5 protein-coding genes are annotated in these 5,861 nt (G+C 70.1%); 4 read left to right on the top strand and 1 reads right to left on the bottom strand.

Going from position 1 to position 5,861, the window contains the following annotated elements; translation table 11 throughout:
* The coding region (locus tag F8279_RS28925) for a LacI family DNA-binding transcriptional regulator (protein WP_151501633.1) at positions 1–948 on the bottom strand (948 nt) is incomplete at its 3' end.
* Positions 949–1,098: 150 nt separating this feature from the next.
* Here F8279_RS28925 and F8279_RS28920 point away from each other — a divergent pair.
* From F8279_RS28920 to F8279_RS28905, 4 genes are read left to right on the top strand one after another with little or no spacing between them, the layout of a single operon-like run.
* Complete coding sequence (locus F8279_RS28920; protein ID WP_151501632.1) at positions 1,099–2,610, top strand: alpha-N-arabinofuranosidase; 1,512 nt, start codon at positions 1,099–1,101, stop codon at positions 2,608–2,610.
* Between the two features lie 37 nt (positions 2,611–2,647).
* Positions 2,648–3,979, top strand: a complete 1,332-nt coding sequence (locus F8279_RS28915) for an ABC transporter substrate-binding protein (RefSeq protein ID WP_151501631.1) — start codon at positions 2,648–2,650, stop codon at positions 3,977–3,979.
* A gap of 6 nt (positions 3,980–3,985) precedes the next feature.
* A complete protein-coding gene (locus tag F8279_RS28910; protein WP_151501630.1) occupies positions 3,986–4,948 on the top strand; it encodes a carbohydrate ABC transporter permease in 963 nt (320 codons plus the stop codon).
* A gap of 10 nt (positions 4,949–4,958) precedes the next feature.
* A complete protein-coding gene (locus tag F8279_RS28905) occupies positions 4,959–5,783 on the top strand; it encodes a carbohydrate ABC transporter permease (protein ID WP_151501629.1) in 825 nt (274 codons plus the stop codon).
* The last annotated feature ends 78 nt before the right edge of the window (positions 5,784–5,861 follow it).

The following is a 5,861-nucleotide window of genomic DNA, read 5'->3' as shown; positions in this document are numbered from 1 at the left end:
TGGGGAGTCGCGGTCGGGGCCGAGACGTCCGGCGAGCAGTTCGACCGCCAGGCGGGCGATGCGCTCCTTGTCGGGGGCGACCGTGGTCAGCGTCGGGATCGAGAAGCGGCCGTCCTCGATGTCGTCGAAGCCGGCCACCGCGACGTCCTCGGGCACGCGCAGGCCCATCTCGTGCAGGGCACGCAGCGCGCCGAGCGCCAGCGTGTCGTTGAAGCAGAAGACGGCGTCGGGGCGTACCCCGGAGGTGACCAGGTTGCGCACGGCGGCGGCGCCGTCCGCGCGGTGCCAGGCCGGCGCGGGCGCCACCAGGCGGTCGTCGTACGCGATGCCGGCGTCGGCCAGCGCGGCGGTGTAGCCGGCCAGGCGGAGCCGGGCGCTGGCGCCCTCGGGGGTGCGCTGGGAGCCGATCGCGGCGATCCGGCGGCGGCCGAGCCCGATCAGGTGGGCGGTGATCTCGCGGGCGGCGGCCACATTGTCGATCATGACGTGGTCGGCGGGGCCGTGGTCGACGCGTTCGCCGAGCAGCACCATGGGCAGGCCGGCCAGCGCGGCGAGGTCGTCGGCGGTGAGTGCGAGCGGGCTCAGGATCAGGCCGTCGATCATGTGGTCGCCGATGCCGCTGGCGGCCTTGCGTTCCTGCTCGGAGCCGCCGCCGGTCTGGTCGATGAGCACGGTCCAGCCCTGGTCCGCGGCGGCGGCGACGACGTGCCGGGCCAGCTCGGCGAAGTAGGGGATGTCCAGCTCGGGCACGGCCAGCGCGATCACACCGGTACGGCCCTTGCGCAGGTTGCGGGCCGACAGGTTGGGCCGGTAGTTGAGTGCGGCGATGGCCTCCTCGACCCTGGCCCGGGTGTCGGCGCGCACGTGCTGGTAGCCGTTCACGACGTTGGAGACGGTCTTCACCGACACTCCGGCCCGCTCCGCGACGTCCTTGAGCCTGTGCCGCACTGCACTTCCTTCCGGTGAACGCTGGCCGCACTGTACCGCGCCACGACGACGCGACTGCCTCTTTACACGGGCGCTTACAACGTTGTAGAAACCACTGACGGCGGAGTGACCGCGGTCACCCGCAACAGCAGCGAGGGAGAGGTTGGCATCGTGCCGAACGCGCAGCTCACGATCGATCCGGCGTTCCGGATCGCGCCGGCGGACCGCCGGATCTTCGGTTCCTTCGTCGAGCACATGGGGCGCTGCGTCTACGGCGGGGTGTACGAACCGGGGCATCCGCGGGCCGACCGGCGGGGTCTGCGGCGCGACGTGCTGGACCTGACCCGCGAGCTGGGCGTGTCGGTGGTCCGCTACCCGGGCGGCAACTTCGTCTCCAGCTACCGCTGGGAGGACGGCGTCGGCCCGGTCGGTGACCGCCCGCGCCGGCTCGACCTGGCCTGGAAGACGATCGAGACCAACGAGTTCGGGCTGGACGAGTTCATGACCTGGGCGTCCGAGGCCGGGGTCGAGCCGATGATGGCCGTCAACCTCGGCACCCGCGGCGTCACCGAGGCGCTCGACCTGCTGGAGTACACCAACCACCCGGGCGGCACCCAGCTGTCCGACCTGCGCCGCAAGCACGGCGCCGAGCAGCCGTACGGGGTGCGGCTGTGGTGCCTCGGCAACGAGATGGACGGGCCGTGGCAGGTCGGGCACAAGACCGCCGACGAGTACGGCCGCCTCGCCGCCGAGACCGCCCGCGCGATGAAGATGATCGACCCCTCGATCAGCCTGGTCGCCTGCGGCAGCTCCGGCCGGGGGATGCCCACGTTCGCCGCGTGGGAGGCGACGGTGCTGGAGCACACCTACGAGCACGTCGACTACATCTCCGCCCACACCTACTACGACCCCTCCGACGGCGACCGGGCCAGCCTGCTCGCCTCCGCCGTCGACATGGACGCCTTCATCACCGAGGTCGTCGCCACCGCCGACTACGTGGGCGCCAAGCTGCGGCAGAAGCGCAAGCTGAAGATCTCCTTCGACGAGTGGAACGTCTGGTACCAGTCCCGCCTCCAGTCCGACCTGGACCGGCGCGGCTGGGTCGAGGCGCCGGCGCTGATCGAGGACGACTACACGGCCGTCGACGCGGTGGTGGTGGGCGACCTGCTGATCACCCTGCTCCGGCACGCCGACCGTATCGGCGTGGCCTGCCAGGCGCAGCTCGCCAACGTGATCGCCCCGATCCGTACCCGCAACGGCGGCCCGGCCTGGCGGCAGAGCATCTTCCACCCGTTCGCGCTGACCGCCCGGTACGCCCGGGGCACAGTGCTGCGGACCGAACCCACCGGCCCGACCTACGAGACCCGGCGGTACGGCGACGTGCCCGCGCTGGACACCGTCGCCGTGCACGACGAGGAGACCGGCGAGCTGGCCGTCTTCGCGGTCAACCGCAGCTCGCAGGACGTACCGCTCGACCTGGACCTGCGCGGCCTGCCCGGCCTGCGGGCCGAGGCGCACACCACGGTGGCGGCCGGAACCGACCCGGACGCCACGAACACCGAAGCGGACCCGGAGCGGGTCACGCCCCGGGACCTCACCACACCCACCGTCGACGGCGGTCGGGCCTCCGTGCTGCTGCCGGCCACCTCCTGGAACCTGCTGCGCTTCGTGCCGGCGCCGTGACCAGGCAATACTCCATCCCGTCCCCCAAGGAGTACCCATGATCCAGAACGAGATGAGCCGGCGACGCCTGCTCGGCCTCGGCCTCGGGCTCGGCGCGGCGGCCACGCTGACGCTCAGCGGCTGCGGCGGCGGCAGCAGCTCCGACAGTTCCGGCGCGTCCGGCAACGGCGGCAAGGACTACACCGGCCCGAAGGTGGACCTGAAGCTGTGGAACGGCTTCACCGGCGGCGACGGTGACATCTTCAAGGCGCTCGTCCAGCAGTTCAACGGCGAGCACCAGAACATCGCGGTCAGCGTGATCACGTACCAGTGGGAGGACTACTACAGCAAGCTCCCCGGCGCGGTCTCCAGCGGCAACGGCCCGGACATCGCGGTCATGCACATGGACCAGCTCGCCACGTTCGCCGCCCGCGGCACGATCAGCGAACTGGACGACGTGGCGAAGGCCCTGGAGCTGAGCGAGGGCGACTTCGCCCCGACCGTCTGGAAGGGCGGTCTCTACAACGACAAGCGGTACGGCATCCCGCTGGACATGCACCCGCTGGGCTTCTACTACAACAAGGCGGTCATGCAGAAGGCCGGCCTGGACCCGGAGAAGCCGCCGACCAACCGGGACGAGTACACCGCGGCGCTGACCGAGCTGAAGAAGTCCGGCGTGCAGGGCTTCTGGGTCAGCCCGTTCCAGTTCACCGGCGGCATGACCTTCTACAGCCTGCTGCACCAGTGGGGCGGCACGCTCTTCGACGCCGAGGTGGCGAAGGCGACGTTCAACTCCGACCCGGCGGTCGAGGCGTGCACCTGGCTGGTCGACCTGATCAAGCAGGGCCACTCCCCGGCGAACGTCGGCCAGGACGCCGACTACCTGGCCTTCAAGAGCGGCAAGAACGCGTTCACCTGGAACGGCATCTGGCAGATCAACGATCTGAAGAAGAGCCCGAACGTGCAGTGGGGCGTGGCGCCGCTGCCGCAGATCGGCAGCCAGAAGGCCGCCTGGGCGAACTCGCACAACTTCACCATCGTCAAGCAGCGCTCCGCGAACACGAACAAGACCGCCGGGGCGAAGGTGTTCATCAACTGGCTGAGCCAGCACTCGCTCGACTGGGCCAAGGGCGGCCAGGTGCCGGCCCGCAAGGCGGTCCGCGAGAGCAACGAGTTCAAGGGCCTCACCGAGGTCAACGCGCTCGCCCCGGAGCTGGAGTACGCCGCCTTCCCGCCCGCCGCGCCGGGCCTGGGCGAGGTCATGCTGACCTTCTACAGCGCGTTCAACGAGGCGGCGCTGGGCAAGAAGTCGCCGAAGCAGGCGCTCGACGACGGCGTGACCAAGGCGAACAAGCAGCTCGAGGACAACCGCAAGAAGTACGGGAACTGATCCGCCGTGGCGGACGTGATCGAGGCCGGGGCGGTGCGTGAGAACGCGCCGCCCCCGGCGGCGCCCACCCGCCGCCGGGGCGCGACGGAACGCGGCAACCGCGCGACGCCGTACCTCTTCCTCGCGCCGTACCTGATCCTGTTCGGCGTCTTCGGCCTGGCGCCGATCCTGTTCGGGGTCTGGATCAGCCTGCACCAGTGGGACCTGCAACTGCCAAACCGGCCGTTCGTCGGGATCGGCAACTACCGGGACCTGTTCTCCAGCGACTCGGCGATCTACGGGGACTGGTGGTCGAGCGTCCGGGCCACCGGGATCTTCACGCTGTTCTCCGTACCGCTGCTCGTGGTGATCCCGCTGGGGCTGGCGCTGCTGCTCAACCGCTCGTTCCCCGGCCGGACGTTCTTCCGGGCCGCCTTCTTCGCGCCGTACGTGCTGGGCGTGGCGGTGATCGGCCTGCTCTGGCGGTTCCTGCTGGACGCCAACCTGGGCCTGGTCAACCGGCTGCTCGGCGTGGTCGGGCTCCCCTCGGACACGCCGTGGGTGACCGACGTGCCGTGGGCCTGGGTGTCGCTGGTCGGCGTGACCGTGTGGTGGACCTGCGGCTTCAACGCGGTGATCTACCTGGCCGGTCTCCAGGACATCCCGGCCGAGCTGTACGAGGCGGCCAAGGTGGACGGCGCGGGCGCCTGGGACCGGTTCCGCCACGTCACGATCCCCGGGTTGCGCCCGGTGATGCTGTTCGTCTTCACCACCACGATCCTCGCCTCGGCGAACGTGTTCGGGCAGGCGTTCCTGATCACCCAGGGCGCGCCGGGCGAACAGACCCGGACCGTGGTCTGGCGGATCGTCGACGAGGGGCTGCGGGACTACGACGCAGGCCGGGCCGCCGCGATGAGCGTCTTCTTCGCGCTGATGCTCGCAGTGGTGAGCGTCGTCAACTTCCGGCTGTTCCGCTACCGGGAAGACTGAGGGCTACGACATGAGGAACATGCGCGCGGTGGGACGGTACGGCGTACTGCTGCTGATCACCGCGATCTTCGTGACTCCCCTGGTCTGGATGCTGCTGACCTCGGTGAAGACGTACGACGACGCGCAGCGGGTGCCGCCCGGCTGGCTGCCGAACCCGTTCTCCACCTACGGCTACGGGCAGATCGTCGACAACGCGGCGAACCCGGTGCTGCGCTGGTTCGTCAACAGCATGGCGGCGGCCACCCTGCACACGCTGCTGGTGCTGGTGACCGCGTCGATGGCCGCGTACGCGCTGGCCCGGATGCGGTTCCGCGGCCGGAAGATGCTGTTCGCGCTGATCGTGGGCACGCTGTTCCTGCCGCCCACCTCGCTGATCATCCCGAACTTCATCATCGCCGAACGGCTGAACTGGATCGACACGCTGACAGTGGTGATCGTGCCGGGCGCGGCCAGCGCGTTCGGCGTGTTCTTCCTGCGCCAGTTCTTCCTGTCCATCCCGGCCGAGCTGGAGGAGGCGGCGGTGCTGGACGGCGCGAACCACTGGCAGATCTTCCGGCGGGTGCTGCTGCCGCTGTCGAAGCCGGCCCTGGCCACGCTCGCGGTGCTGTCGTTCCTGACCAACTGGAACGACTTCCTCTGGCCGGTGTACGTGCTGTTCAGCCCGGAACGGCTGACCCTGCCGGCGGGCCTGGGCCTGCTCCAGGGCGCGTACGTGACCGACTATCCGGTGATCATGGCGGGCGCGGTGCTGGCGAGCGTGCCGGTGCTGATCCTGTTCGTGCTGGCCCAGCGGCACATCATCCAGGGTGTCTCCCGCAGCGGCCTGAAGGGATGAGCGGGCGAAGGAAGGGCCCCTTGCGTAACGCCAGGCGTCAAGCAATGGGCCCTTCCTTCGGGGGCCCGCCTCAGGGGG

Origin of the sequence: Micromonospora sp. AMSO1212t (genome assembly GCF_008868145.1) — a bacterium.
Taxonomy (GTDB): Bacteria; Actinomycetota; Actinomycetes; order Mycobacteriales; family Micromonosporaceae; genus Micromonospora; species Micromonospora tulbaghiae.
The sequence above is the reverse complement of the archived record's forward strand: the minus strand, read 5'-3'. Positions and strand labels throughout refer to the sequence as shown.

Excerpts from the sequence above, each read along its gene's own strand:
- F8279_RS28915 (WP_151501631.1), top strand. The coding sequence starts at position 2,648 with ATGATCCAGAACGAGATGAGCCGGCGACGCCTGCTCGGCCTCGGCCTC.
- F8279_RS28905 (WP_151501629.1), top strand. The coding sequence starts at position 4,959 with ATGAGGAACATGCGCGCGGTGGGACGGTACGGCGTACTGCTGCTGATC.